General features: G+C 69.0%; 1 protein-coding gene. It reads right to left on the bottom strand.

Annotated features, from left to right (window positions below):
• Positions 1–18: 18 nt before the first annotated feature.
• Entirely contained in the window at positions 19–1080 is a 1062-nt protein-coding gene (locus P4R38_RS16005) for an IS110 family RNA-guided transposase (protein ID WP_277193041.1), read from the bottom strand.
• Between the last annotated feature and the right edge of the window lie 265 nt (positions 1081–1345).

The raw sequence follows: 1345 nt of genomic DNA, 5'->3' as shown, positions 1-1345 counted from the left end.
GGACGCTCCTATGGGTCGTCAAGCCGTGATGGGGCCGTGTTCAAGTAGGCGGTAGAGGTCGCGGGCGATGTAGCGCTTGAGACAGCGTTTGATCTCACGGCTGGTCTTGCCCTCGGCGGTACGGCGTGCGAGGTAAGCGCGGGTGGTCTGGTCGTAGCGGAGGCGGGACAGTGCGATGGTGTGCAGGGCCCGGTTGAGTTGCCGGTCGCCGTAGCGGTTGAGCCGGTGGCGGTTGGCGACCAGGCCGCTGGTGGCTGGGATCGGCGCGGCACCGGCAAGCATCGCGAAGGCTGCCTCGGAGTGGATTCGGCCCGGGTGGGACCAGGCGCACAGCACGGTCGCGGCGATGATCGGCCCGATGCCGGGCTGGTCGAGAAGGTCGGGGCGCCAGGATCGGACGATGGTCCGGATGGACTTCTCATGCTCGGCTGCTTCCTCAGCGAGTGCCCGAGCCCGGCGGGCCAGTGACCGCAGCGCCAGGACGGTCGTGGTGGTTTCCACGTCCCAGGCCGAGCTCACCCGGATGCGAGCGGCGGTCTGGATCATGGCGGGGATCTTCTGGCCGCGGAACCGCTCGCGAATCACCTCGGGCGCGGCGATGATGAGGCTGAACAGCTGACGTTGCGCGTCGGTGGCCGCGTTGACTGCCGAGCGACGGGTGGCCAGCAGCACTGACAGTGCTTGACGGTCCCCGCCGCTGCGGGGTGTCCCCAGCCTGGCGCGGGCCAGGGCTTCGCGGGCGGCGCGGATCGCGTCGAGCGGGTCGGACTTGGCGCCGTTGCGACGCTTGGCCCGTTCGGGGCGGTCGAGCTCGATCACGACTTCCTCCCCGCGCTGGAGGTGCCGGGTCAAGCCGGCGCCATGCCCGCCGGTGCCCTCGACCGCCCACGCTCGCAACGCTGCGTGCTGGCCGGCGAACCCCACCAGCTCGACGTAGCCGTCAGCGGTGGCCTCGACAGTGATCTCGCCGAGCACTCCGCCAGTGCGTACGTCGACGGCGGCCGCGGAATGGGTGTGGACGTGGGTGTCGACGCCGATGACGACATCGACCACTTCGCGCAGATCGGTCACACTGGTCATGCGTTCTCTCCTTGCCTGGGAGCGGATGTGGTTCCGGTCCGGGGCGGAGATTCGGCAGGACTGTGATGAGACACGACCGGTGCGCGAACACCGGACGGTCAAGCTCCTGATCAGGCCAGCTACTCCGACCGGGCCGGGGCCGGCAACCACGAGCGGACAAGTCCCGCGAAAGGCACAAAGCCAGTCAGTCGAAGGGTCACGCCCGCAGTTGCCTGCCCACAGCCCAGCACCATCAGGCTGCGCTGTGAATCCTCACAGTCAGTCG

The sequence above is a fragment of the Luteipulveratus flavus genome, from assembly GCF_029439465.1.
GTDB classification, from domain to species: domain Bacteria; phylum Actinomycetota; class Actinomycetes; order Actinomycetales; family Dermatophilaceae; genus Luteipulveratus; species Luteipulveratus flavus.
The sequence above is the reverse complement of the archived record's forward strand: the minus strand, read 5'-3'. Positions and strand labels throughout refer to the sequence as shown.